The organism is Exiguobacterium sp. s194, from assembly GCF_018618275.1.
GTDB lineage: Bacteria > Bacillota > Bacilli > Exiguobacteriales > Exiguobacteriaceae > Exiguobacterium > Exiguobacterium chiriqhucha.
This window is the reverse complement of record NZ_JACSLT010000027.1, coordinates 1-1,455: the sequence shown is the minus strand read 5'-3', so window position 1 is coordinate 1,455 and position 1,455 is coordinate 1. Positions and strand designations below refer to the sequence as shown.

Sequence of the window (1,455 nt, the reverse complement as noted above, 5' to 3'; positions counted from 1 at the left end):
GCGCTCGACTTGCATGTATTAGGCACGCCGCCAGCGTTCGTCCTGAGCCAGGATCAAACTCTCCAAAGAATTTGATATAGCTCTTTAAAAATGACGAAGCTTGCGCTTCATTCAAAAATTGTAAATCATTTTTGCCTCATCGTTCAGTTTTCAAAGACCAAATTGAATTAAGAAATGGTCGGGAAGACAGGATTCGAACCTGCGACCCCTTGGTCCCAAACCAAGTGCTCTACCAAGCTGAGCTACTTCCCGTTATAAATGGTGCACCCTGAGAGATTCGAACTCCCGGCCTTTAGATTCGTAGTCTAACGCTCTATCCAGCTGAGCTAAGGGTGCATTAATGCGGTCGAGAGGACTTGAACCTCCACGGTGTTAACCACCACTAGGCCCTCAACCTAGCGCGTCTACCGATTCCGCCACGACCGCATATAATTGGAGCGGAAGACGGGATTCGAACCCGCGACCCCGACCTTGGCAAGGTCGTATTCTACCACTGAACTACTTCCGCAATATAAAATTAGATTAGAGATGCGGGTGAAGGGACTCGAACCCCCACGTCAAAGACACTAGATCCTAAGTCTAGCGCGTCTACCAATTCCGCCACACCCGCATATAAAGTATTTAAGTATAGAAATTAATGAGAAATGGTGAGCCATGCAGGGCTCGAACCTGCGACCCTCTGATTAAAAGTCAGATGCTCTACCAACTGAGCTAATGGCTCATTAATTTTTAAAAAATGGGGCGGCTGAAGGGAATTGAACCCTCGAATGCCGGAATCACAATCCGGTGCGTTAACCACTTCGCCACAACCGCCATGAGAAAAATGGTGCCGGCGAAAGGATTCGAACCCTCGACCCTCTGATTACAAGTCAGATGCTCTACCAACTGAGCTACACCGGCGCTGTAAATGGTGGCTTTGGACGGAATCGAACCGCCGACACAAGGATTTTCAGTCCTTTGCTCTACCAACTGAGCTACAAAGCCAACTTATTAAATTAAATAAAAAAATGGCGGTCCCGACGGGATTCGAACCCGCGATCTTCTGCGTGACAGGCAGACATGTTAACCACTACACCACGGGACCGTTTTAAATAATTACTGTATCGACTTTACCTATTTTAAGTCTCCTCAAGAAGAAAGTCAATAATTTTTTCAAAAAAATAAACAGCCTGGCAGCGTCCTATCCTCACAGGGGGAGACCCCCAACTACTTTCGGCGCTGAAGCGCTTAACTTCCGTGTTCGGCATGGGAACGGGTGTGGCCGCTTCGCTATCGCCACCAGACATAGAGAGATCGTTCTCTCAAAACTGAAGACTCATCAATTCATGCAAACCATTAGACTAGATCAAAGCCTCGACCGATTAGTATCATTCAGCTCCACACGTCGCCGTGCTTCCACCCATGACCTATCTACCTCATCGTCTCTGAGGGGTCTTTCTTGATTGCTCAAAGGGA

The 1,455-nt window shown here is 47.7% G+C and carries 10 tRNA genes and 3 rRNA genes; all 13 read right to left on the bottom strand.

From position 1 onward, the window contains the following. Positions 1–69 (bottom strand): 16S ribosomal RNA (locus KNP85_RS15695); the annotation flags it as partial. A 106-nt stretch (positions 70–175) separates the two neighbouring features. Further along, a tRNA-Pro gene (locus tag KNP85_RS15690) sits at positions 176–252 on the bottom strand. Between the two features lie 7 nt (positions 253–259). Continuing rightward, positions 260–336: transfer RNA gene (locus KNP85_RS15685), tRNA-Arg, on the bottom strand. A gap of 5 nt (positions 337–341) precedes the next feature. Then, positions 342–426 (bottom strand) — tRNA-Leu (locus KNP85_RS15680). A gap of 7 nt (positions 427–433) precedes the next feature. Next, positions 434–508 (bottom strand) — tRNA-Gly (locus tag KNP85_RS15675). 21 nt (positions 509–529) lie between these two features. Beyond that, a tRNA-Leu gene (locus KNP85_RS15670) sits at positions 530–610 on the bottom strand. Between the two features lie 35 nt (positions 611–645). Beyond that, positions 646–721, bottom strand: a tRNA-Lys gene (locus tag KNP85_RS15665). A gap of 16 nt (positions 722–737) precedes the next feature. After that, a tRNA-His gene (locus KNP85_RS15660) sits at positions 738–813 on the bottom strand. Between the two features lie 11 nt (positions 814–824). Next, a tRNA-Thr gene (locus KNP85_RS15655) sits at positions 825–900 on the bottom strand. An 8-nt stretch (positions 901–908) separates the two neighbouring features. Further along, a tRNA-Phe gene (locus tag KNP85_RS15650) sits at positions 909–984 on the bottom strand. A gap of 24 nt (positions 985–1,008) precedes the next feature. Then, a tRNA-Asp gene (locus tag KNP85_RS15645) sits at positions 1,009–1,084 on the bottom strand. A gap of 83 nt (positions 1,085–1,167) precedes the next feature. Continuing rightward, a 5S ribosomal RNA gene (gene rrf / locus KNP85_RS15640) occupies positions 1,168–1,283 on the bottom strand. 58 nt (positions 1,284–1,341) lie between these two features. Further along, a 23S ribosomal RNA gene (locus KNP85_RS15635) occupies positions 1,342–1,455 on the bottom strand; the annotation flags it as partial.